General features: G+C 60.3%; 24 protein-coding genes. 18 read left to right on the top strand and 6 right to left on the bottom strand.

Annotation, left to right across the window (positions count from 1 at the left end):
* Positions 1-4: 4 nt before the first annotated feature.
* Positions 5-724 carry a class I SAM-dependent methyltransferase gene (locus AWB64_RS30705; RefSeq protein ID WP_082850332.1) on the bottom strand — a complete coding sequence of 240 codons (720 nt, stop codon included), beginning with the start codon at positions 722-724 and terminating at the stop codon, positions 5-7.
* 407 nt (positions 725-1,131) lie between these two features.
* On the opposite strand from AWB64_RS30705, the gene AWB64_RS01730 reads away from it, so the two are divergent.
* The 7 genes from AWB64_RS01730 to ftsB all read left to right on the top strand — a co-directional run bounded on the left by AWB64_RS01730 (position 1,132) and on the right by ftsB (position 9,556).
* Entirely contained in the window at positions 1,132-3,681 is a 2,550-nt protein-coding gene (locus AWB64_RS01730) for a DNA internalization-related competence protein ComEC/Rec2 (protein WP_060816891.1), read from the top strand.
* 21 nt (positions 3,682-3,702) lie between these two features.
* A complete protein-coding gene (locus tag AWB64_RS01725; protein WP_060816890.1) occupies positions 3,703-4,521 on the top strand; it encodes an alpha/beta fold hydrolase in 819 nt (272 codons plus the stop codon).
* 144 nt (positions 4,522-4,665) lie between these two features.
* Positions 4,666-6,384: a CTP synthase gene (gene pyrG / locus AWB64_RS01720; protein ID WP_060816889.1), complete on the top strand. Its 1,719-nt coding sequence runs from the start codon at positions 4,666-4,668 to the stop codon at positions 6,382-6,384.
* On the top strand, positions 6,381-7,235 hold the full coding sequence (gene kdsA, locus AWB64_RS01715; RefSeq protein ID WP_060816888.1) for a 3-deoxy-8-phosphooctulonate synthase: 855 nt from the start codon (positions 6,381-6,383) through the stop codon (positions 7,233-7,235). Before pyrG ends, kdsA begins: the two co-directional genes overlap by 4 nt.
* Before the next feature lie 69 nt (positions 7,236-7,304).
* Positions 7,305-7,592, top strand: coding sequence for a DUF1330 domain-containing protein (locus AWB64_RS01710; RefSeq protein ID WP_060816887.1), 288 nt, complete (start codon positions 7,305-7,307; stop codon positions 7,590-7,592).
* A gap of 85 nt (positions 7,593-7,677) precedes the next feature.
* Complete coding sequence (eno, locus tag AWB64_RS01705; RefSeq protein ID WP_060816886.1) at positions 7,678-8,961, top strand: phosphopyruvate hydratase; 1,284 nt, start codon at positions 7,678-7,680, stop codon at positions 8,959-8,961.
* A gap of 139 nt (positions 8,962-9,100) precedes the next feature.
* The gene (gene ftsB / locus AWB64_RS01700; RefSeq protein ID WP_060816885.1) at positions 9,101-9,556 is read left to right on the top strand and encodes a cell division protein FtsB; all 456 of its coding nucleotides are present in this window, start codon (positions 9,101-9,103) and stop codon (positions 9,554-9,556) included.
* A gap of 98 nt (positions 9,557-9,654) precedes the next feature.
* Here the strand turns inward: ftsB and AWB64_RS01695 are convergent, their stop codons facing one another.
* The 3 genes from AWB64_RS01695 to AWB64_RS01685 all read right to left on the bottom strand — a co-directional run bounded on the left by AWB64_RS01695 (position 9,655) and on the right by AWB64_RS01685 (position 11,675).
* Positions 9,655-9,972, bottom strand: coding sequence for a hypothetical protein (locus tag AWB64_RS01695; protein WP_082850349.1), 318 nt, complete (start codon positions 9,970-9,972; stop codon positions 9,655-9,657).
* A 163-nt stretch (positions 9,973-10,135) separates the two neighbouring features.
* Complete coding sequence (hslO, locus tag AWB64_RS01690; protein WP_060817164.1) at positions 10,136-11,080, bottom strand: Hsp33 family molecular chaperone HslO; 945 nt, start codon at positions 11,078-11,080, stop codon at positions 10,136-10,138.
* A 70-nt stretch (positions 11,081-11,150) separates the two neighbouring features.
* Positions 11,151-11,675 carry a gamma carbonic anhydrase family protein gene (locus tag AWB64_RS01685; RefSeq protein WP_060816883.1) on the bottom strand — a complete coding sequence of 175 codons (525 nt, stop codon included), beginning with the start codon at positions 11,673-11,675 and terminating at the stop codon, positions 11,151-11,153.
* Positions 11,676-11,964: 289 nt separating this feature from the next.
* Here AWB64_RS01685 and AWB64_RS01680 point away from each other — a divergent pair, with 289 nt between their 5' ends.
* From AWB64_RS01680 to AWB64_RS01635, 10 genes are all read left to right on the top strand, one after another.
* Entirely contained in the window at positions 11,965-12,813 is an 849-nt protein-coding gene (locus tag AWB64_RS01680; RefSeq protein WP_060816882.1) for a ferritin-like domain-containing protein, read from the top strand.
* A gap of 8 nt (positions 12,814-12,821) precedes the next feature.
* Positions 12,822-13,709, top strand: coding sequence for an alpha/beta fold hydrolase (locus AWB64_RS01675; RefSeq protein ID WP_060816881.1), 888 nt, complete (start codon positions 12,822-12,824; stop codon positions 13,707-13,709).
* A gap of 74 nt (positions 13,710-13,783) precedes the next feature.
* Positions 13,784-14,614, top strand: coding sequence for a 3',5'-nucleoside bisphosphate phosphatase (locus AWB64_RS01670; RefSeq protein ID WP_060816880.1), 831 nt, complete (start codon positions 13,784-13,786; stop codon positions 14,612-14,614).
* Between the two features lie 205 nt (positions 14,615-14,819).
* Positions 14,820-15,461 carry an L-threonylcarbamoyladenylate synthase gene (locus tag AWB64_RS01665; RefSeq protein ID WP_060816879.1) on the top strand — a complete coding sequence of 214 codons (642 nt, stop codon included), beginning with the start codon at positions 14,820-14,822 and terminating at the stop codon, positions 15,459-15,461.
* A 132-nt stretch (positions 15,462-15,593) separates the two neighbouring features.
* Positions 15,594-16,259, top strand: coding sequence for a site-2 protease family protein (locus AWB64_RS01660; RefSeq protein WP_060816878.1), 666 nt, complete (start codon positions 15,594-15,596; stop codon positions 16,257-16,259).
* A gap of 4 nt (positions 16,260-16,263) precedes the next feature.
* Positions 16,264-17,466: a tryptophan--tRNA ligase gene (locus tag AWB64_RS01655; protein WP_060816877.1), complete on the top strand. Its 1,203-nt coding sequence runs from the start codon at positions 16,264-16,266 to the stop codon at positions 17,464-17,466.
* A gap of 10 nt (positions 17,467-17,476) precedes the next feature.
* Positions 17,477-18,085: a class I SAM-dependent methyltransferase gene (locus AWB64_RS01650; protein WP_060816876.1), complete on the top strand. Its 609-nt coding sequence runs from the start codon at positions 17,477-17,479 to the stop codon at positions 18,083-18,085.
* A gap of 42 nt (positions 18,086-18,127) precedes the next feature.
* Positions 18,128-19,033 carry a 4-hydroxy-tetrahydrodipicolinate synthase gene (gene dapA, locus AWB64_RS01645; RefSeq protein WP_060816875.1) on the top strand — a complete coding sequence of 302 codons (906 nt, stop codon included), beginning with the start codon at positions 18,128-18,130 and terminating at the stop codon, positions 19,031-19,033.
* Positions 19,034-19,200: 167 nt separating this feature from the next.
* A complete protein-coding gene (bamC, locus tag AWB64_RS01640; RefSeq protein WP_060816874.1) occupies positions 19,201-20,343 on the top strand; it encodes an NlpB/DapX family lipoprotein in 1,143 nt (380 codons plus the stop codon).
* A gap of 11 nt (positions 20,344-20,354) precedes the next feature.
* On the top strand, positions 20,355-21,128 hold the full coding sequence (locus AWB64_RS01635; RefSeq protein WP_060816873.1) for an MBL fold metallo-hydrolase: 774 nt from the start codon (positions 20,355-20,357) through the stop codon (positions 21,126-21,128).
* Between the two features lie 208 nt (positions 21,129-21,336).
* On the opposite strand, the gene AWB64_RS30700 is transcribed toward AWB64_RS01635, so the two are convergent.
* Both AWB64_RS30700 and AWB64_RS01630 read right to left on the bottom strand, forming a co-directional pair.
* Positions 21,337-21,600, bottom strand: a complete 264-nt coding sequence (locus AWB64_RS30700; protein WP_075360448.1) for a hypothetical protein — start codon at positions 21,598-21,600, stop codon at positions 21,337-21,339.
* A gap of 232 nt (positions 21,601-21,832) precedes the next feature.
* Positions 21,833-23,053, bottom strand: a complete 1,221-nt coding sequence (locus tag AWB64_RS01630) for a cupin domain-containing protein (protein WP_060816872.1) — start codon at positions 23,051-23,053, stop codon at positions 21,833-21,835.
* A 33-nt stretch (positions 23,054-23,086) separates the two neighbouring features.
* Between AWB64_RS01630 and AWB64_RS01625 the strand changes: the two genes are divergently transcribed.
* Complete coding sequence (locus AWB64_RS01625; protein WP_060816871.1) at positions 23,087-23,626, top strand: FKBP-type peptidyl-prolyl cis-trans isomerase; 540 nt, start codon at positions 23,087-23,089, stop codon at positions 23,624-23,626.
* The last annotated feature ends 19 nt before the right edge of the window (positions 23,627-23,645 follow it).

Genomic DNA, 23,645 nt, shown 5'->3' with positions numbered 1-23,645 from the left:
ATTATCAAAGTTTATAGAGATGCCCCGACGTGCATTGCATCCCGACCGCTTGCGTAACCGCCATTCCGCGTTCATACGAGAAATTCTTGTCGGTCGTTGGATGGAAGAACTCGATGAAATCAAGACTTCTCTTGCCAAGTACAAACCCGCCGACCAGCGGTGCGTTGACTGCGTACATGTACGGCATTAACGCCATCATTGATGACGCGGGAACGCCGATCAAATGTTCCTCCAGGTCGCCGCTCTGTATGTTCCCTTGCGGGTAAAACCACAAAGGCGTACTGATAAACAGGTAGGAGTCTTCTCCCATGCCTGTGAGCAATGTACGCAACAGCCACCGGGCTGTATCCAGCGTGAGGTGCTCGATCACATCCAGAAGGCAAATAATCTTGTATTTTGAAAACATATCCGACGGCATTGACTGCGCTAGTCCATGCCAGACATTTCGGTATAGTTTTTTCCCAAATAAATTCTGGTTATGGCAGTTCGGAAGAAATCCATCTATGCCATCGACCGACCAATGTGAAGTGTCCGGATTACGTCGAATCATTTCGCCCAAATTGCCGCCCCCGAATCCAATGTCAAGCACCTCGGTATCGATTTTATTGTCCTGCAGGATGTGAAAAATCACTTCTTTCGGCGAGGCGGAGTCTCCACGCGCGACGAGATTCGAATCCGCGATGTGCGAAATGACAGAATAATTTTTAACAGTTTGATGGAGCATTGTGTTCTTTGATGTAGATTCTGATCGGACCAATTAGGGGAATTCTATTAAGCTTTACTAAATTATTCGCAAAATCTGGAGGATTGGAAACATCCTAAAAATCACGCGAAGCGCACTCACACTATATCCGCTCACTGCTCGCGGTTTCCGTTATTTTCCCGTTAAAAATTGTGTGAACGTGTAGGTGTCAATTGCATACGCGTCCGAAGCCTGTTGATGTCGGCTTCGAGTTGCAAATGTTGGGTTGCCCGCAATTTTCTAGGCACAACGGCTAACGCGGTCGGTGTGCTGTCCCGGCACGCGTTTATCTCAGCATAATCAGTTTTTCTAATTGTTCGATTGCAGGCATCGGAGGGAATGCGCCCTTCGATGCATTTGCGCTCGCATTAAGGTTCTGAGGAGCGGGCGTGCGGAGAATGCTGGTCGGATTTGCTCTTGGCATTGTGTGGCTGCAACAGCGGACTGCGTTGCCGAGCATGTTGTTTATTTGCGCCGTTTTATGTGCTTTTGCGTGCACCTGTCTGCTCTCGTTTTACGTGCCGCGCTCGCGTAACACCTGCTTGATCGTCGCCGCGTTTATCGTCGGTTTCACCTATGCCGCGTGGCGCGCCGATGCGCGTTTGCAATACACGCTGCCCGTGGCGTTCGAGAACCGCAATATCGAGTTGACTGGGTTTGTGCGTGGTTTGCCGCTGGAGGGCGAGGACGGAACGCGTTTTCTATTCGAAGTCGAGTCGAACGAAACGGAAATCGCGAATTTTCCGCGCGTCGTGCAGTTGTCCTGGATGGCAGTCGATGCATCCAGGCGAGGGCTGGCCGCCGCGCCGCCTCCGCCGCTCTGGGCAGGTCAGCGCTGGACGTTGGTCGCGCGGCTCAAGCGCCCGCAGGGGAACGCAAATTTCCGGGGTGGCGATGCTGAAGCGGCGTTGCTTGCCCGAAACATTCGTGCGACCGGTTACGTATCGATGCCGGAGTCGGCCCGCCGCCTGAGCACCGACGCACGCGGTTTTGCATTGACCATCGACCGCTGGCGTGCCCGGTTGCGTGAACGCGTGCTGGCGGCGCTGGTTGGCGCGCCGCATCGGGGAATCGTGGTCGCGCTTGCGGTTGGCGCACAAGACGTGGTCAGCGACGCCGACTGGGCCTTGCTGCGCGCAACGGGCACGAGCCATCTGGTGGCGATCTCCGGACTGCACATTGGATTTGTCGCGGGGCTTGCGGCGTCGATCGGCGGATGGTTGTGGCGACGCTTGCGATGGCGCGGCATGCCGTTACCGCTGATCGTATCGGCGCAAAAAGCGGCTGCAGCTACCGCGGCCGCATTCGCGGCCTTTTATGCCGCGCTGGCGGGCTTCAACGTGCCCGCGCAACGGTCGATGTGGATGCTGTGCTTCGTTGCGCTCGCTGTGTTGAGCGGGCGCAGGCCTGCTTCGTCGCTGGTGCTCGCGTGGGCATTGGCGCTCGTGCTGCTGCTCGATCCATGGGCGGTCACGGCGGCGGGATTCTGGCTGTCGTTCTGCGCGGTGTCCGCTATTTTGTTTGCGATTGCATCGAGAGGAAGGAGGGCGTCGGTCGGCATTGCGGACGAGCCGGCCGAATCCGGGCGTGACGAAGACCTGATCCCGGATATTGCGCATGGTCAGCCACGAGCGCGCCGGCTTTGGCGCGACCGGATCGTGGATGCGATTCATCGATCAAGCGCTCGTTCGAGATCGTGGCTCAAGCGTGCCGCGCGGAGCGTTGGCCGCCGGATCGCTGCAAGTGCGCGCGTGCAGTACGCCATCACCATCGGGCTTGCGCCGCTTACGGCGTACTGGTTTTTTCAAATCCCGTTGCTTGGTCCGCTCGCCAATGCGTTCGCGATTCCGTGGGTCAGTTTCCTGGCTACGCCAACAGTTTTGATCGCCGTACTGTTGCCTGCGCCATTCGATGGTTTCGCCTACCGTGCCGCCCACAGTTTGCTGACGCTCATGTGCGACGTGCTCGCGCATATGTCGGGCCCTCAATGGACGCTCTGGCGCCTGCCGCAGCCAGATGCCTTCGCTATGACCGCCGCTGCTTTCGGCGTGGCCTGGGCACTGGCCCCACCGGGCTGGCCGTTGAGATTTGCCGCGCCGCTGACGTGGCTGCCGCTGGTTTTTCCTCCGTCGCACGCGCCTCAAGGCGGCGCGTTCCGCGTGACGGCGCTCGATATTGGACAGGGATCATCGGTCGTCGTGGAAACGGCGCGTCACACCTTGCTCTTCGATGCAGGCCCGGGTCCGGAATCGACCCGCGCCGGCGAGCGGCTGGTCGTGCCATATCTTTTTGCTCATGGTCTTTTCACGCTCGATACGCTGATGATCAGCCACTCGGATTCCGACCATTCCGGCGGCGCGCCTGCCGTGCTGGAAAGCATTCGTGTGCGTCAGTTCGTGGCATCACTGCGACCGCACGAGACTCTCTGGCAGACGGCTCGTGAAAAAGGCAGCGACTCTTTGCGATGCGTCGCGGGTCAGCGCTGGCAATGGGATGGCGTGGTCTTCGACGTGCTGTGGCCGCGCGCCGGCCCGCTTGCCACGAAGCCGAATGCGACTTCGTGCGTGCTGAAAATAACAAGCGCGGCGGGGCGCTCGGCGCTGCTTGCGGCGGATATCGAGTCAGACGTCGAGCGCCAGCTATTGCAGCAAGATCCGGCGTTGCTTCGGGCGGATGTGTTGATCGTGCCGCATCACGGCAGCAAGACGTCTTCTTCCGAGCCTTTCCTCGACGCTGTCGCGCCGCGCGTCGCTGTATTTCAGGTAGGCTACCGCAACCGTTTCAATCATCCAAACCCGACTGTGTTCGAACGATACCGGCTGCGTCATATCGAGTTGTCTCGCAGCGACGAAGACGGTGCGGCGCGCATGGAGGTCTCGGCGGACGTTTCCATCGAACGGTTCCGGCAAACGCACGCGCGCTACTGGATGGGGCGGTAATAAAAGAAGAGGGCACGAGGCTTGAAAGACATCCTGCATTTTTCACACGCGAACGGCTTTCCGGCGTCGACGTATCGCACGATCTTCGCCGAACTCTCGGACGACTACGTGATTCGCGCCGTCGAACGCTTCGGCCACAATCCGCGGTTGCCGGTCACGCGCGACTGGCCTCATCTCGTGGACGAACTCCTGGAAGACATCGAAGCGACCCGCCCTCACGACGTCAAAGTCTGGCTGGTGGGGCATTCGCTCGGCGGCTATTTGTCGTTAATGGCGGCGCTCAAACGGCCGCATTGGGTGAAGGGCGTCGTCATGCTGGACTCGCCCGTGATTGCGGGCTGGCGCAGCCATCTACTGCGGATATCCCAATGGACCGGGCTCGATACACGGTTGTCACCCGCCGCCGCCACAAAAAATCGCCGCGTGCAGTGGTCAAGCCGCGAAGAAGCGTGGCGCCATTTCCATGCAAAAAGAGCGTTCGCGCGCTGGGACGAGCGGATGTTGTCCGACTACATCGACTTCGCTATTCCGGCTGACCACGAAAACCTGGGTGCTTCAGGCAGCCCGCGCAGGCTCGCTTTCGATCGCGAGGTCGAATTTCGCATTTACAAGACCTTGCCGCGCACGTTGGGCGCGCGGGTGGCGCATGGCGTGCCGGTGCCCGTCGGGTTTATTGCAGGAACGCATTCGCGCGAAGTGAGGCAGGTCGGGCTGGATATGACGCGGCGGATCGTGGGCGGCCATCTGGAATGGATGGAAGGCAGTCATCTGTTTCCAATGGAACATCCGGTGGAAACCGCGCGTGCAGTGCAACGCGTGCTTAACAGGCTGCGGACATAGGAACTGCGAACACCGGTTGGACTTCGCCGGGCCGGCATTTAATTCGCCCGTAAATATGCGTCGCACAATGTAATTTGGCCGATCCGGCGCTGGGTCCGGAGGCGCCTTTCGGGTATAATCCGTTTTTCCCGCGAGCACCTAGCGATGACCAAATATGTATTCGTCACCGGCGGCGTAGTGTCTTCCCTCGGCAAGGGTATTGCCGCCGCTTCCCTCGCCGCGATCCTCGAATCGCGCGGTCTGAAAGTCACCCTCCTCAAGCTCGATCCCTACATCAACGTCGACCCCGGCACGATGAGCCCGTTCCAGCACGGCGAAGTGTTCGTGACGGAAGACGGAGCGGAAACGGACCTCGACCTCGGCCATTACGAGCGCTTCATCAGCACGAAGATGCGCAAGGCCAACAACTTCACGACCGGCCAGATCTACGAATCGGTGATCCGCAAGGAACGCCGCGGCGAGTATCTCGGCAAGACGGTGCAGGTCATTCCGCATATCACCAACGAAATCCAGGCGTTCCTGCAGCGCGGCGCGGCTGCGGCCACCTGCGGCGAGCCGGATGTGGCTATCGTGGAAATTGGCGGGACAGTGGGTGACATCGAATCGCTGCCGTTTCTCGAAGCCGCGCGCCAGATGAGCCTGCGCCTCGGACGCAACAGCGCGTGTTTCGTGCACCTGACGCTCGTGCCGTACATTGCCACGGCGGGCGAACTCAAGACCAAGCCAACGCAACACAGCGTGCAGAAGCTGCGCGAGATCGGTATCTCGCCGCACGTGCTGCTGTGCCGCGCGGATCGTCCGATTCCCGTTGACGAATGCCAGAAGATTTCGCTGTTTTCCAATGTGCCGGAAGACGCGGTCATTTCGGTGTGGGACGTGGACAGCATCTACAAGATTCCGCAGATGCTGCATGACCAGGGTCTCGACAACATCATTTGCGAAGAGCTCAAGCTCACGGCAAAACCGGCCGACCTCAGCATGTGGGCGGGACTCGTGCAGAAGCTCGAGAATCCGCAGAGCGAAGTCACCATCGGCATGGTCGGCAAGTATGTGGAACTGACCGAGTCGTACAAGTCGCTGATCGAGGCGTTGAAGCACGCGTCCATTCATACGTCGACGAAGGTCAACATCGAATACATCGATTCAGAACAGATCGACACGGACGGCGTTGCGGCCTTGAAGCACCTGGACGCCGTGCTCGTGCCGGGCGGTTTTGGCGCGCGCGGCACGGAAGGCAAGATCAAGGCGATCCGGTACGCGCGTGAATCGAAGACGCCGTACCTCGGCATTTGTCTCGGCATGCAGTTGGCCGTGATCGAATTCGCGCGTGACGTGGCGGGGCTTGCGGACGCAAACAGCACGGAATTCGATACATCGACCGCAAACCCGGTCGTCGCGCTCATCACCGAATGGTATGACCGCGCGGGCCGCGTCGAAAAGCGTACGGAAGAGTCGGATCTGGGCGGCACAATGCGCCTTGGTTCACAAAAATGTCCGATCAAGCCGGGCACCATGGCGGCGCGCATCTACGGCACGGATGTGAACGAGCGTCATCGTCATCGCTATGAAGTGAACAACCGGTTCGTGCCGCAACTCGAAGCGGGCGGGCTGGTGATCAGCGCGCGCACGCCGAGCGAGGATTTGCCCGAAATGATGGAACTGCCGCAATCCATGCATCCGTGGTTTGTCGGCGTGCAGTTTCACCCGGAGTTCACGTCGTCGCCGCGTGACGGCCACCCGCTTTTCAAGGAATTCGTCGAAGCGGCGCGCGCCCGTCATCAGGCGCTCCAGGCGAACGGTCAGGCCGCAATCGCGGCCGATCCGGCTCCGGCCGTTGCGGTCTCTGTTGGAGCGCAAGCATGAAGCTGTGTGATTTCGAGGTCGGTCTCGACCAGCCGTTCTTCCTGATCGCGGGCACGTGCGTGGTCGAATCGGAACAGATGACAATCGACGTTGCCGGGCGGCTGAAGGAAATCTGCGCCAAGGTTGGCGTACCGTTCATCTACAAATCGTCGTACGACAAGGCCAACCGCAGTTCCGGCAAATCGTTTCGCGGCCTGGGCATGGACGAAGGCTTGCGGATTCTCGGCGAAGTAAAAAGACAACTCGGTTTGCCCGTTCTTACCGACGTCCATTCGGAACACGAGATCGAAGCGGTGGCATCGGTCGTCGACGTGCTGCAGACGCCCGCGTTCTTGTGCCGTCAGACTGACTTCATTCACGCCTGCGCGCGCTCGGGCAAGCCGGTCAATATCAAGAAGGGCCAGTTTCTCGCGCCGCACGACATGAAGAACGTCATCGACAAAGCCCGCGACGCCGCGCGCGAAGCCGGCTTGTCCGACGACCGTTTCATGGCCTGCGAACGCGGTGTGTCGTTTGGTTATAACAACCTGGTTTCCGATATGCGCTCGCTTGCGATCATGCGGGAAACCCATGCGCCGGTTGTTTTCGACGCCACGCATTCCGTCCAGTTGCCGGGCGGGCAGGGCACGAGTTCCGGCGGCCAGCGCGAATTCGTTCCGGTGCTCGCGCGAGCGGCGGTCGCAACGGGTGTTTCGGGCGTGTTCATGGAAACTCATCCGGATCCGGCAAACGCAAGGTCCGATGGTCCGAACGCCGTGCCGCTGCACAGAATGGAAGCGCTGCTGGAGACGCTCGTCGCGCTGGATCGCGCCGTGAAGAGCGGCCCGTTCCTCGAGAACGATTTCAGCTAAAAGAACAAGGCAAGGCGTCACACTTGGATATTCAGGTGCGGCGCCTGTATCGCATCGGGAGGAGAGGAAATGGCAAAAGGCTATGTCATCGTGAACGCCAACGTTACGGATCCGGAGAAATACGCGGCGTATCGGCCGCTGGCGGCTGCGGCAATCGAAGCATTTGGCGGGCGCTACCTCGCTCGCGGCGGTAAGAGCGAAACCCTCGAAGGTTCGCTGCTCCCGCGCGGTGTCGTGATCGAATTCGACGATTACGACACCGCCGTCAAGTGGTACCACTCAACCGGGTATGAAGCGGCGCGAAGCGTGCGAGACGGCGCGGCCGAGATGCACATGATGGTTGTCGAAGGCGTCTGAGGCGCCTGGCACAATCTTTCCGCGCGCAAACTGTTGAACCCGACCTGCTGTCTGACCTGATTCAACGTCATTTCTTGAGGAAACCATGAGTGCTATCGTAGATATCATCGGTCGCGAGATTCTCGACTCGCGAGGCAACCCCACCGTCGAATGCGACGTCCTGCTTGAATCCGGCACGATGGGCCGCGCAGCGGTGCCATCCGGCGCATCGACCGGATCGCGTGAAGCAATCGAACTGCGCGACGGCGAAGCCGGCCGCTATGGCGGCAAGGGCGTGCTGAAAGCGGTCGAGCACATCAACACCGAAATCTCCGAAGCCATCATGGGCCTCGATGCATCGGAACAGGCGTTTCTCGACAAGACCCTGCTCGAACTCGACGGCACCGACAACAAGTCGCGCCTCGGCGCCAACGCCATGCTGGCCGTTTCCATGGCCGTAGCCAAGGCTGCGGCCGAGGAAGCCGGCTTGCCGCTGTATCGATACTTCGGCGGTTCGGGCGCCATGCAATTGCCGGTTCCCATGATGAACATCGTGAACGGCGGCGCACACGCCAACAACAGCCTGGACATCCAGGAATTCATGATTGTTCCGATCAGCCAGCCGACGTTCCGCGAAGCGTTGCGTTGCGGCGCTGAAGTGTTCCATGCGCTCAAGAAGATCCTGAGCGACCGCGGCATGAGCACGGCCGTGGGCGACGAGGGCGGTTTCGCGCCCAACTTCGGCAGCAATGACGAGTGCCTGTCGACTATCGTGCAGGCGATCGAAAAAGCCGGTTATCGCGCGGGGGAAGATGTCGTGCTGGCGCTCGACTGCGCCGCGAGCGAGTTCTATCACGACGGCAAATATCAGCTTGCGGGCGAAGGCCTGCAGTTGTCGTCGGCGGAATTTACCGACTATCTGGCTACGCTCGCCGACAAATTCCCGATCGTGTCGATTGAAGACGGCATGCACGAAAGCGACTGGGACGGCTGGAAAATCCTCACCGACAAACTCGGCAAGAAGATCCAGCTGGTGGGCGACGATCTGTTCGTGACGAACACGCGCATCCTGAAAGAAGGCATTGAAAAGGGCATCGCCAATTCGATCCTGATCAAGATCAACCAGATCGGCACGCTGACGGAAACTTTTGCAGCAATCGAAATGGCGAAGCGCGCGGGTTACACTGCGGTTATCTCGCACCGGTCGGGTGAAACGGAAGATTCGACGATTGCGGATATCGCGGTCGGCCTGAATGCCGGCCAGATCAAAACGGGCTCGTTGTCGCGCAGCGACCGGATTTCGAAATACAACCAGTTGCTGCGTATTGAAGAAGATCTCGGCGATATTGCCAGCTATCCTGGCAAGTCGGCCTTCTACAATTTGCGCTAAAGCTTTCATCAAAACGGACGATAGTCACGCAGTAGTCCGGAAGTAGCCGATTGATTCAGTCCGCCGCCCCGGGTTTTAGCAAACCCGGGGCGGCGCCGAAATACCCGTTGAGTTCCAGCGTTTTTCTCTCGCCTCTTAAATGCGGATTGTCACCTTTGTCCTGATCCTGCTGCTGGCGATGATCCAGTATCCGTTGTGGTGGGGACACGGTGGCTGGTTGCGCGTTCACGAACTGCAGCAGCAACTGGTGAATCAAACGAAGAAGAACGCCGATTTGAAGCTGCGCAACGAACGCGTGCAAGGCGAAGTCGCGGATCTGCAGAATGGCACGGCGGCCGTTGAAGAACGCGCGCGGTACGAGATGGGCATGATGAAGGACAGTGAGGTATTCGTGCAGTTCGTCTCGCCGAATTCTCCTGCGCCGGCCAACTCGGTGAACGCACAATCGAATGCGTCGACGCGTGGACAGGTATCGGCTGCGCCGTTGCGTGTCGTGCCGAATCCAGTGTCGCGGTCGAAGGAAGAACGCCGCGCGTTCGAACGGCAAGCAACCAAGGACAAGCAGGACGCAGCGAAGAAGAAAGCCGGCGGTTGAACAGGTCTGGACGATTGAAAAAAAGCCGTTTCAACGTGAGTTGAAACGGCTTTTTCTTGTCGGTGCAGCACTTATGAAGCGGTCAAGAACCGCTCGTGCTACCAGTAATATCCCGGATAACCGAACCCAATACCCGTGCCCCACCGATTACCCCATCCGCCGCTCGAATACCCGCCGTAGACCGTCACAGGCGGTCGATAGTACTGCGAGTACGCCTGGGCCGCAGCCTCCGCCGCCATGGCTTGCTGCTGTTCGGCAAGCACCTGCCGGTCGATCTGGTTGTAGCGCTGCTGCTCTTCTGCTGAAAGCGGTTGCGCCGCCTGATTCTGTGCGGCGGGCAAACGGCTATAAACCGGCGATGGTCCCGGCGGATCCATCATGCATCCGGCAAGCGAGAACACCGCAACGCCACACATCACAACAACCAGTTTCTTCGATACACATCCAAGGGGTTTCATGTCGACCTCCAGCGGGCCGGGCTACTAATCGGACAGGGATCATGCCACGTCGAAGAACGGCTAGGCGCTATCCCGCGACGTCTTGTTACAGACAACAAAAATCTTGCCCCATCGACCTTGTTCAGTGCCGCTGATCTGGCGCGGGGCTTACACCCTGTGAGATTTCTCCCGCGACAAAAAGTTGCGCCACGTCCACCGGATCGAATTCGTAGCGCTGGTTGCAGAATTCGCAGTGCACTTCCACGCTGCCTCGCTCTTCAATCACGCTGTCGACTTCGTTACGGCCCAGCATCTTCAGCATACCGCCGACTTTTTCGCGCGAGCACGTGCATTCGAAACGCGCCTGGGCCGGCTCGAAATGCTGTACGTTTTCCTGCCAGAAGAGGCGCTTGAACACAGTTTCCGGTTCTTCCTTCAGCAGTTCCTCGTTGGACAACGTGCCGCCGAGATGACAGACGCGCTGCCACGTATCGGCATCGTGCTCGCCCGGATGCGGAACGATACCGCCATCGCCCGGAAGTTTTTGCAGCAGCATGCCGACAGCACGTTCGGTGTTCGCGGCAAGCCACATGCGCGTGTCGAGCTGCTCGGAATGATGCATATAGTGTTCCAGCACTTCGGCCATCGACGCGAGCGGGCCGTGCTCGCCGCTCAACGGCACAATGCCCTGGTACGCCTGCTGTCCGGGCTGCTTGTCCCGCGGATCGAGCGTGATAACGCAACGGCCGCGGCCGTTGCGGTTCAGCAGCTCGGGCAGCGTCATGTCGTCGGTGATGGGCACGGGCGTTTCGCTCGCGCCTTCGATGGATTCCGCCAGTTTCGCCGTCGCCCGCAGCGACAGGTCGGAATTGCACTGCACGACGAGCATGGTCACCGGCCCGTCGCCGTAGATCTGCATGATCAATGTGCCGTCGAACTTGAGATTCGCCGAGAGCAGCGCGCAAGCGGCCATCATTTCGCCCAGCACATTGCGAACGGGCGCCGGATAGGAGCGGCGCGTGAGCACTTCCTGCCAGGTGTCGCGCAACGAGACGATCTCGCCGCGCACCGGCGCCGCATTGAACATGAATTTTTGCAGTTGATCGTTTACCACGCTGAGTCCTTTGATCGATTTCGCGCGATGTACAAAGCGGCTCTCAGCCGATCCGTACGAGTTGCGCCTTGTAGTATTCGCGGCGTTCCACGTAACCACGCGTGCCGGCCTGCATCTTTGCAATATCCGCGTCCGTCAGTTCACGCACGGCTTTCGCGGGCGCGCCAAGGATCAGGGTGTTATCGGGGAAAATCTTGCCCTCGGTCACCACGGCGCCTGCACCAACCAAGCAGTTGCGGCCAATGACCGCGCCATTCAAGACCACGGCCTGAATTCCGATGAGCGCGCCTTCCTTGATCGTGCATCCGTGCAGCATCGCCTGATGGCCTACGGTTACGTTCGCCGCAATGTTCATGGGAAATCCGGGATCGGTATGAAGCACCGCGCCTTCCTGAATGTTGCTGCCGTGGCCGAGCACAATGGGTTCGTTGTCCGCGCGCAGCGACGCGCCGAACCAGACACTCGAGTTCTCTTCGAGCGTCACGTGGCCGATGATGGTCGCCGTATCGGCAACGAACACGCTTTCATGAATGGTCGGGGCGGCGTCGCCGAGCTTGTAGATTGCCACTGTGTCTCCTGTTGGCTGAACGCGGGATTGGCCGGCAGGCCTGGTGCCGCGGCTGGACAATACAACCAATTTCAAACTGTTGAAGATCGCTGCCGTCGATGCTATAGACTGCGGCCCCGGCGCGCTTCATGCCGAAGAAACGGAAAATTGCTGCGGAAAAGCGCTATTTTAGCCGGTTGCGGCGAACCTACGCGCGAGCGCGGGTGACCGGCGGGATCGCTTGATTTCAGCGGTTCATCGGCTTGCATGTCGCGCGCCGTCATAAGCCATGTCAAAACACACGGGAATCATGTCCGAACAGTTCGACCTTTCCACCTGCAAGAGCGTGCGCCACGCCGCGCTGGCGCTGCTGCGGGAACGCGATCCTGTCACCAAGGCCGGCGCTGCACAGCGGTTTTATGAACGCGTGCTGTCCGGTGCGGGCGAAACAGCGCTGGACACAGAAGCTGTAATCGCCGAGCCACTCGATCTGCCGGGACGGCCTACGGTGCCCGAACTGGTCGCACCTTCCTCGCTGAAACGGCGCAGCATGCAGTCCGACGCCGGCCGCGCCGTGCTTTTGCACGCGCTTGCGCACATCGAGTTCAACGCGATCAATCTGGCGCTCGATGCCGTCTGGCGGTTTCCGTCGATGCCTGCGGCGTTTTACTTCGACTGGTTCAAAGTGGCGGCGGAGGAAGCGCGGCATTTTTCATTGCTCAGCGCCAGATTGGCGGAATTCGGCCACGCGTATGGCGATTTCCCCGCCCACGATGGCCTCTGGGAAATGGCCGAACGCACACGCGGCGACGTGCTGGCGCGCATGGCGCTCGTGCCGCGAACGCTGGAAGCGCGCGGCCTCGACGCAGCGCCGCCCATCCGCCGCCGTCTGGCGCAGGCGGGCGACCACGCATCGGCGGCGATTCTGGACGTGATCCTGCACGATGAAATTGGCCACGTGCTCATCGGCAATCGCTGGTTCCGGCATTTGTGCGACGAAATCAGCGCCGACCCGCACGTCACGTACGAGCAACTCGCCGAGCGTTATCGCGCGCCGAAACTGCGTGGACCGTTCAATTTCGAAGCGCGCCGCGACGCCGGTTTCGACGAAATCGAACTGCGCGTCCTGGCGGGCCTTGACGATTCCAACTCCCCATGAACTCTCCGATGAAAGCCTCCGTTTCCGATTTTGTCGTCGCACGCGGCACGCGCCTTCATGTGCGCCGCTGGGGCCGGCCCGACGCGCCCATCCTGTTCATGCTGCACGGATGGATGGACGTTTCGGCATCGTTCCAGTTCGTCGTCGATGCGCTTGCCGGCGATTGGCAGGTCATTGCGCCCGACGCACGCGGTTTTGGGCTGTCGGACTGGCCGGTGGCGCAAGGCAGGAGCGGATATTACTGGTTCCAGGATTATCTCGCCGACCTCGACGCGCTGATTGACCACTACGCGCCGCCGCGCGAGCCGGTGAATCTGGTCGGCCACAGCATGGGCGCAAACGTGGTTTGCCTGTACGCGGGCGTGCGGCCAGAACGTGTGCGTCGGGTGGTCGATCTCGAAGGCTTTGGAATGGCCGCAACGAAGCCTGCACAAGCGCCCGCGCGCCTTGCGCAATGGCTGGACGATTTGCGCGCGCCGCCAGCGCTCAGCACATACGCCACGCTCGACGCCGTCGCCCAGCGCCTGATCCGCACGAATCCGCGGTTGCCGCTTGCGAAAGCGCGTTTTTTGGCGGAGCACTGGTCGAAACCGGACGATGCCGGCCGTTTCCATCTTCTCGCCGATCCTGCCCATAAGCTGCGCGGGCCGCTGTTGTATCGGCTGGATGAGGTGATGGCCGTCTGGTCGAAGGTCGCGGCGAAAGTGCTGCACGTGGAAGCGGTTGGATCGCCGACGTTGGCTGCGATCGCGGCGGACGTGCCCATCGATGAGTTCAAGCAGCGTTTTACGGCTTTCCCGGACTGGCGCGAGGAATTCATCGATAACGCCGGTCACATGTTGCACCACGATCAGCCCGAGCGCGTTGCGGCGCTGGTCGAGACGTTTTGCGCCTGAATTTGACGGTTCGGCGTCCCGAACCGCGTTGACGCGTTGCAGTAGAATGAACGTATGACTCCAGAGTTCTCACGATGAACGCCGACCTGCATTGCCATTCCACGATTTCCGACGGCCAGCTCGCTCCAGCCGAGGTTGCCGCGCGTGCGCACGCGGGTGGTGTGACGCTGTGGTCGCTTACCGACCACGATCAGCTTGGCGGCCAGCGCGAGGCGAGCGAAGCGGCCAAGGCGCTCGGCATGGGCTACGTTGGCGGTGTCGAAATTTCGGTTACCTGGGCGGCGCGCACGGTACACGTTGTCGGGCTGAATGTGGACGCTCAATGCCAGGCGCTTATCGACGGCCTGATTGCCACCCGCAGCGGGCGCGCGGCGCGCGGCGAGGCAATAGGCGAGGCGCTCGCCGGTATCGGCATTCCGGGCGCATACGAGGGCGCGCTGACATACGTGAACGACCCCGCCATGATTTCGCGTACCCATTTCGCCCGTTTTCTCGTCGATAAAGGCTACGCGGAGTCCACCTCGGACGTGTTCTCGAAATATCTCGGAGAGGGAAAGCCGGGTTTTGTCGGACATCGCTGGTCAAAACTCAGTGACGCCATGAAATGGATCAAGGCGGCCGGTGGCGAAGCGGTCATCGCGCATCCGGGGCGCTACGATTTCTCGCAGGTCGAGTTCGCCGCGCTTTTCGACGAATTCGTTCAACTTGGCGGCCGCGCCATTGAAGTGGTGACAGGCAGCCATACGCCGGATCAGTATCGCGAATATGCGGACGTCGCGCGCCGTTATGGTTTCTATGCGTCGCGCGGTTCGGATTTTCACGCGGCGGGCGAGGGTCGCATCGATCTGGGCCAACTGCCGCCGCTTCCTGCCGATCTCAAACCCGTTTGGGAATGTTTTCGCTAGGCGTTCGAGTGTCTTGCGCTGAGCGGACAGACCCAATCTCCTAGATCATCGTTCCGGCTCGGACGCGGTGGCGTGCCGCGCGATGAAGCACGACACGGTTTGTCGCGCAACTGCATTCATTTGCGAGTATTCTGCCGAGTTCCCATGGAAACCTCGGGCGAACCGGCGGACGGTCCGCCCGAGCAATTTTTCAAGTCCTTTGGTCATGTCTCAATTCTTTCGCATTCATCCGGATAATCCGCAGCCGCGCCTCATCAATCAGGCGGTTCAGATCATCAACGACGGCGGTATCGTCGCGTTGCCGACCGATTCCAGCTACGCGCTCGCCTGTCATCTCGACGACAAGAATGCCGTCGAGCGCATTCGCCGGATTCGCGGGCTCGACGAGAAGCAACTGCTTTCGCTGCTGGTGCGGGATTTGTCGGAATTGTCGAATTTCGCAATTGTCGATAACCGGAATTATCGTCTGATCAAATCCGTGACGCCGGGTCCATACGTTTTCGTCCTGCAGGCGACGAAGGAAGTGCCGCGGCGTCTTTCGCATCCGTCGCGCAAGACAATCGGCCTGCGCGTGCCGAATCACGCCATCACGCTGGCGCTGCTTGAAGCGCTCGGCCAGCCGCTGCTGGGTTCCACGTTGATCTTGCCGAACGACACGCATCCGCTCAATGACGCCGAAGAGATCCGCGAAAAACTGGAGAAACAGATCGACTTGGTGATCGATGCCGGAGCCTGCCCGATGGAACCATCGACTGTGATCGACCTGACCGGTGAAGAACCGGTGCTCGTGCGGCTGGGGCGCGGCAGCCTGGAGCCGTTTGGCCTCACGGAAGACAGCGCGCAATGAAGCAGATTCGTCGCGTTTCCTTCACTTCATTTTCAGCGTTTTGACACAATGGGCGCCGCTGCGCTTCGCCCGCGAATGCTCGCAAACACCCGCCATGAGTGGCGCCACAACTGCTTGATACAATAGCGAGCTATGGATTCCTCCCTGATACAAACCATCGCGGTCTACGCGCTCCCCGTGATCTTCGCGATCACGCTGCATGAGGCCGCGCACGGTTATGCAGCGCGCCTGCTGGGCGACAATACGGCGTACGTGCTTGGCCGCGTTTCGCTCAACCCCATGCGCCACATCGACCCGATCGGCACGCTGGCCATTCCGCTGGTGCTGTATTTCGTCACGAGCGGCGCATTCATGTTCGGCTACGCGAAACCCGTTCCGGTTGCGTTCGGCAACCTGCGCAATCCGCGCTGGGGCAGCCTGTGGGTCGCGGCCGCCGGTCCGGCGAGCAACTTCGTGCAGGCGCTGATCTGGGGCGTGGTCGCCGTGCTGCTCGCTGCCTTCGGTGTTCATGAACCGTTTTTCACGCGCATGGCCCAGGCGGGCGTTGGCGTGAACCTCGTGCTCGGCGTGCTCAACCTGTTCCCTCTGCCGCCGCTCGACGGCGGGCGTGTGCTGATGGCGTTGCTGCCGGTGCGCGCGTCGGTCATGCTGTCGCGGCTTGAGCCGTATGGATTCTTTATCGTGATGGCGCTGGTCATGACCGGCACCCTGACGCGTTTCTGGCTCGGACCGCTGGTGAGCGCCGGGTATGTCGCGGTGTCGGCTGTCCTGAATCCCCTTGCTTCGCTCTTTCAATAAAACCATGTTCCCTGACCGTATCTTCTCCGGCATGCGGCCCACCGGCTCGCTGCACCTAGGCCACTATCACGGCGTGCTCAAGAACTGGGTGCGGCTGCAGTCCGAATATCCGTGCTTTTTCGCGGTCGTCGACTGGCACGCGCTGACGACGCACTATGAAACGCCCGAGGTGATCGAGAAGAACGTGTGGGAAGTGCTGATCGACTGGCTCGCGTCCGGCATCGATCCGGCGCAAGCCACGCTGTTCATCCAGAGCCGGGTGCCCGAACACGCCGAGCTCGCTTTGCTGCTCGGCATGGGCACACCGCTTGGCTGGCTCGAACGCGTGCCGACCTACAAGGAACAGATCGAGAAGCTGAAGGAAAAGGATCTGACCACGTACGGTTTTCTCGGTTATCCGGTATTGATGGCCGCCGATATCCTGCTGTATCGCGCGTCGCTTGTGCCGGTGGGCGAGGACCAGGTGCCGCACGTCGAGATGACGCGCGAAATCGCGCGGCGTTTCAATTACCTTTACGGTCGTGAAGCGGATTTCGAAGAGAAGGCGCTCGATGCCGCCAAGAAGCTCGGCGGCAAGCGTTCGAAGCTTTATCACGAGTTGCGCGTGGCCTACCAGCAGGAAGGCGACGACGAAGCGCTCGAACAGGCACGCGCGATGTTGCAGGAATCGCAGAGCTTGTCCATGAACGATCGCGAACGGCTCTTCGGCTATCTCGAAGGCGCGCGCAAGATCATCCTGGTCGAACCGCAAGTCTTGTTGACCGAAGCGTCGCGCATGCCCGGCCTCGACGGCGCCAAGATGTCGAAGTCGTATGGCAACACCATCGGCTTGCGTGAAGATGCCGAAAGCATCACGAAGAAAGTGCGCACCATGCCAACCGATCCGGCGCGCGTTCGCCGCACCGATCCAGGCGATCCGGACAAGTGCCCGGTGTGGCAACTGCATCAGGTCTACACCGACGAAGCCACGCACGAATGGGTGCAGAAGGGTTGCCGCACGGCGGGAATCGGCTGCCTTGAATGCAAGCAGCCGGTGATCGAAGGGATCTTGCGCGAGCAGCAGCCTATGCTCGAGCGCGCCCAGAAGTACATGGACGATCCTTCGCTGCTGCGCGCAATCGTCGCCGACGGTTGCGACAAGGCGCGCAAGTTCGCGACCGAAACCATGCGCGACGTTCGCGACGCGATGGGCTTGTCCTACAACTGACGCTTCAGAGATGTCGACTTCCGCGCCGCATACGCCTCCGACCACCGCCAGTGCATGGATCGAACAATGGTCCCATCTGGTGGAGCGGGGCGGCGCGGTGCTCGATGTCGCAGCTGGAAATGGCCGTCACACGCGCCATTTCGCATCGCGCGGGCACGACGTTCTCGCACTTGATCGCGATGAAGTGGCCCTTGCGAATCTTGCTGCCCTGCAACATGTAAGCACGCGCTGCGCCGACCTCGAAAATGCGGCTTGGCCATTACGCGACGACGAGAAGTTCGCCGCCGTGGTGGTCACGAACTACCTGCATCGGCCGCTGTTTCCATTTCTTATCGATGCCCTCGCGCCCAGCGGTGTGCTGCTCTACGAGACTTTCGCGGCAGGCAACGCGCGCTTTGGCAAGCCATCGAATCCGGACTTCCTGCTCACTCCCGGCGAACTGCTCGACGCTGTTCGCGGACGCCTGCGTGTCGTCGCTTTTCAGGATGGTTTCATCAGCGTGCCGCGTGCATCCTGCGTACAGCGCATCTGTGCTGTAGCCGAGCCGACGCACGAGTCCACATGCCTTACGGACCGTAACAATGCCGTACCCCCGGATCGTTACGTTCTGCAGGGCTAATCCGCTACAATCGCAGTTTACCGACCAATTTCATAGCGTTTCATGACAAACGGAACACACGGCGGCATCCAGATTCGCGGCAGCATTCCTGCCATCGTCACCCCGATGCACGAGGACGGTAGTCTCGATCTGCCGGCGTTTCGAAAACTGATCGACTGGCACGTGGAAGAGGGTTCGAACGGGCTCGTCGTCGTTGGCACGAGCGGCGAATCGGCCACGCTCTGCGTTGAAGAACATGTGCTGATGGTGAAAACAGCCGTCGAGCATACGGCGAAGCGTTTCCCGATCATCGCGGGCGCGGGCGGAAATTCCACGTCGGAAGCCATCGAACTGGCGCGTGCGGCAAAGGAAGTCGGCGCGGACGCCACGTTGCAAGTGGTTCCTTACTACAACAAGCCCACGCAGGAAGGCATGTATCAGCACTTTCGCAAGATTGCGGAATCGGTTGACCTGCCGGTGATCCTGTACAACGTGCCGGGGCGTACCGTTGCGGACATGAGCCACGACACCGTGCTCCGCCTGGCGAACGTGCCGGGGATCATTGGCGTGAAGGAAGCAACGGGCAACATCGACCGTGCGGCCAACCTGATCAAGGAAGCGCCCGACCATTTCGCCATCTATAGCGGCGACGATCCGACCGCCATCGCGTTGATGCTGCTCGGCGGCCACGGCAACATCTCGGTGACCGCCAACGTCGCGCCGCGAGCAATGAGCGAACTCTGCCGTGCGGCGCTCGCGGGTGACGCCATCACGGCACGCAGGATCCACCTGAGCCTGTTGTCGTTGCATAAAAACATGTTTTGCGAGTCGAACCCGATTCCCGCGAAGTGGGCGCTGACTGCGCTTGGCCGCATGGAAAGCGGGATTCGCCTGCCGCTGACGCCGCTCGACGCGCGGTATCACGACGTCGTGCGCAACGCGTTGCGCGAGACAGGGCTTTTGGCCTGACTTTCCGCGGACGTACGTGCCCGAATACGCGCATGTACGTCCGCAATGCAGTGCATCCCGGCCGCGCTACCGTTCGGCCAGCCAGCGAGTGTCATCAACCCGTCGTTCATCGACCCGTTCCCGGCTTAGCTTCCAGGCAACGCGCATTCAGCATCACGAAGGACCTCATGAAACGTTCCGCCTTATTTAATAACGCTCGCAGCCTGGGTGTGCTGTCGCTTGGAATCGGCACGCTGATCTCGCTTGCCGGCTGTGACACCCTGAACGACTGGCTCGCGCCGGACCGTGTGAACTACAAGGGCGCTGAAACCGCGCCTGCGCTGGCGGTGCCGTCGGATCTGACTACAGCCGACATCAGCCAGCGTTACGCTGCCCCGCCCAAGCTGAATTCGCTTGGCGGCGCCGCGCCCCGTTCGCTGACGCCGGCAGGCAACGCGACGGTTGGTTTGCCGACGCCACAGGATCCGTTCGGCATGCACGTGGAACGCGATGGCGACCGCAGGTGGCTGGTAGTCGACGGCCGTTCGCCCGACCAGCTCTGGCCGCAATTGCAGGAGTTTTGGGAAGAAAACGGCTTCACGCTCAAGACCGATGCGCCTGCCACCGGCATCATGTCGACGGACTGGGCGGAAAACCGTGCCAACATTCCGGACGACTGGTTCAGGAAAAGCGTGGGCAAGCTGATCGACTTTGCGTATTCGTCGGGTACGCGCGACCAGTTCCGAACGCTGGTGGAGCGTGGTTCGAACAACTCCACGGATATTTCGATCAGCCACAGCGCAATGGAAGAAGTGCTGACCGGACAGGACAAGACGTCGTCGAAATGGGAAGAGCGGCCGCGCAACCCGGCGCTCGAAGCCGCGTTCCTCGCGAAGCTGATGCAAAAGTTCGGTCTCACCGACGACCAGGCCAAGCAACTGCTGACCGACGCACGCCCGGCCGAGCCGGCGGTCGCGCTGGATCAAACGGGCGGCACGTCCACGCTCGATATCTCCGAGCCATTTGATCGCGCATGGTTGCGAGTGGGTCTGGCGCTCGACCGCACGAACTTCACCGTGGACAACCGGGACCGCGAAAAAGGTGTGTACTACGTGCGTTTCTCCGACTCCATGGCGGAATTGAAGAAGGAAGGGCTGCTCGGCAAGTTGTTTAGCGGCGGGACGCCGAAGCCCTCGCGCGAATTCATGGTGAATGTGCGTCCAAAGGCGGATACCGTAACGCAGATAGCCGTGGTCGATGCGAACGGTCAGGTCGATACCTCCACCGACGCGCAACGAATCGTCGCGTTGTTGCACGCGCAGTTGAACTAGGCGTATTGCCAATGCGTTTTGCCAGTCTTGGCAGCGGTAGTGAAGGCAACGCGCTGCTGGTCGAGTCGACGAGCGGCACGACCACCACGCGCGTGCTGCTGGATTGTGGTTTCTCCGCCAGGGAGGTCGAGCGGCGCCTTGCGCGGCTCGAGCTTCGCGCCGATCAGATCGACGCCATTTTCATCACGCATGAGCACACGGATCACATTGGCGGCGCGCTGACGCTGGCGCGCAAATGGTCCATTCCGCTGCACATGAGTTGGGGCACGGCGCGCGCGGTAGGCGCCGACGACGCGCCGGTCGATCTGCACGTTGTCTGGGGCGACGAGAGCGTCGCGGTGGGCAACCTGCACATATTGCCCTACACCGTGCCCCACGACGCGCGCGAACCGCTTCAGTACGTGTTTTCCGACGGCGCAAGCCGGTTGGGCGTCCTGACGGATGTGGGCGTTGCCACGCCGCACATCACCAGCACGCTGAGCGGTTGCGATGCGTTGGTGCTCGAATCCAATCACGACGTGGAGATGCTGGCGACGAGCCGGTATCCGGCGTCTCTGAAAGCCCGCATTGGCGGCATGCACGGGCATTTGAATAACGATGCGGCGGCCGCCATCCTTGCGTCGCTGGATCGATCGAAGCTGCGGCATCTGGTCGCCGCGCATTTGAGCCAGCAGAACAACCTGCCCGAACTGGCGCAGGCGGCGCTTGCAGCGGTCCTTGGCGCCACGGCAGCCGATGTGATGGTCGCTACACAGGCTGATGGCTTCGACTGGCTCTCCCTTTGACGCCCGTTCGTTTATAGCGCCTGATGCACCTGATCCAGCCCCTATGCAGCGCGTGATCTCATCAATCCAGCAGACATAAAAAAACCGGCCCGAGGGCCGGTTTTTTCGTAAGCCTACAAAATCGTCCTTGTGGGCTTACTGCTGAGGCTTCGTTTCCTGCTGGATGTGTACCGCCAAGAGCAGGAAACTAGGCCTCTGACTGTGTTGCTTACTGGCTCGCGCCCGAAGCGGCAGCAGCCGGAGCAGCAGCGTCCGATGCCGTTGCAGCAGCCGAAGCTGCGTCGCTTGCAGCAGCCGTAGCGCTCGATGCTGCGTCCGTTGCGGAAGCCGCAGCGTCCGAAGCAGCAGCAGCCGGTGCCGAAGCAGCCGACGTATCGCTAGCAGCGCCCGGAGCAGCCGTATCGCTAGACTTGTTGCATGCAGCAAGAGCAACAGCAGCCAACAGGGATGCTACGAGGAGAGATTTCTTCATGATCACGTCCTTTTATGGTTAAAGGTAAGCAACAGCGCAAAGTACCGGTAATGTGTGCTCCAACACCGACCCGGGCCGTTGTGGACTCACATTATGTATGGTTGTGAGACTTCCTACGGCTTGGGCGGAAATTATATGCACTTTCGTATCGACCGTCGATCAAAGCGGGGACAATACGTTGTCTTTCTCATACATTTTTAAAGCGTGGAACAGCAAGACAGCTCAAACAACACTAGGCGTCTGCGTCGACTTGTATCCAGCCCGCACAATACCACTCGTGCAGTAGCACTGTCATTGACGAATCCCCAGAGAGTGTTACAAACCGTTTCCCCTCCAGATATCGCTTGTCGGCCAGTTCCGGCAGCCATTTTCTGGCTTTCGGCGACATTAATGCGCGTTCGCCATTCAGAAAATAAGCGTGCTTGTCATAAAGCAGCACGGTTTTTTTATCGAGCTTCAAACCGGACTGCTTCGCACGCTCGATAAACCGTTTTTCATTCAACGGGCGCTGCGGCGGATCAAATACGACATTCGCCTTCGGTTCACTCAGATAACTCCCGAGAAAATCGGCAACGTCTTTTTCATTCCATTGAATATCCGCAAGGATCGCGCCTACCCGCTCCACGAGCAGCGGCGGCAATAGGGCGGGGTTGACCACGGCTGGTTGCGACGGATCCCGGTAACGTTGTTCGCTCTTGCCACGCAAGCCGGTCACGTCTTCCATGCGCTCGGCCAGGTGATACAGGAACTGCCCGGACAGTTCGGCGGCGGACGGCGCCCGAAAGCCGATGGAGCACGTCATGCATTCGCCCTCGGCCACGCCGTCGTGAGCAATATGGGGCGGCAAATACAGCATGTCTCCGGGTTCCAGCACCCATTCTTCGGTCGCTTCGAAGTGCTGTAAAACTTTCAATGGCAATCCCTCTTTTAGCGAAAGATCGCGCTGCGCACCAAAGCGCCAGCGCCGTTTGCCATGAACCTGGAGCAGGAAGACATCGTAGGAATCGAAATGCGCGCCAACGCCGCCCCCGTTGGTCGCGTAAGAAATCATGAGGTCGTCAAGGCGCGCGTCGGGAATGAAGCGGAAGCGGTCCAGCAGCGCGCGGGCGCGGTCGTCGTGCAGGTTCACCCCTTGCACGAGTAATGTCCAGTCACGCTTTTTTACGGATGGCAATTCATCCGGTGCGAACGGGCCGTGCTCCATTGCCCAGGATTGACGAAAATGGGTGATCAGGCGCGATTCGGCGTCGTCGTTGTCGGCGAGTTCGAACAGTTCGTCGCGGGACAAGGGCGCTTGAATGCCGGGAATCGCCTGACGGATCAGCAGCGGCTTTTTCTGCCAGTGCCGGCGCATGAACTGGGCGGGCGTGAGGCCGCCAAGAAGGGTTGCAGGTTCGTCGGGAAGCGGCACCGCGAAAGGACTTGAGGGAACGTTAGGGGACCGCGCTGGCATCGTATAATTGAGGCTTGTATCTTGGAGAATCCAATGAAAATCGCAAAAGACACCGTCGTATCAGTCGCCTATAAGCTCTCTGACGCACATGGCAACCTGATCGAGGAAAGCGACGAGCCGATGGTCTATCTGCACGGCGGCTATGATGGCACGTTCCCCAAGATCGAGGAAGCGCTCGACGGTCAGGAAGCCGGCTATCAGACGCAATTGCAGCTCGAACCGCAAGATGCGTTCGGCGAGTACGATCCTGACCTCGTCAAGGTAGAGGAACGTGGCCGTTTTCCTGAGCCGCTCGAAGTCGGCATGCAGTTCGAAGGAACGCCGGAAGATGGCGAGGACGAACTCGATTCGCTGATCTATACGGTCACCGACGTCGCGGAAGATAAAGTCGTGCTCGACGGCAATCATCCGCTTGCCGGCATGGCGTTGCGCTTTGCATTGAACGTGCAGGAAGTGCGTGAAGCCACCGAAGACGAAAAAGAGCATCAGCATGCGCACGGCCTGGACGGTCTCGAAGTCCTCGACGAGGACGACGAAGAACCCGGCAAGGACGCGGGTCCCACCTTGCATTGAGGCGCTGGTCTCGTCGGTA

The sequence above is a fragment of the Caballeronia sordidicola genome (assembly GCF_001544455.2).
In the GTDB taxonomy this organism is placed as follows: domain Bacteria; phylum Pseudomonadota; class Gammaproteobacteria; order Burkholderiales; family Burkholderiaceae; genus Caballeronia; species Caballeronia sordidicola.
This window is presented reverse-complemented; position numbering and strand designations above follow the sequence as displayed.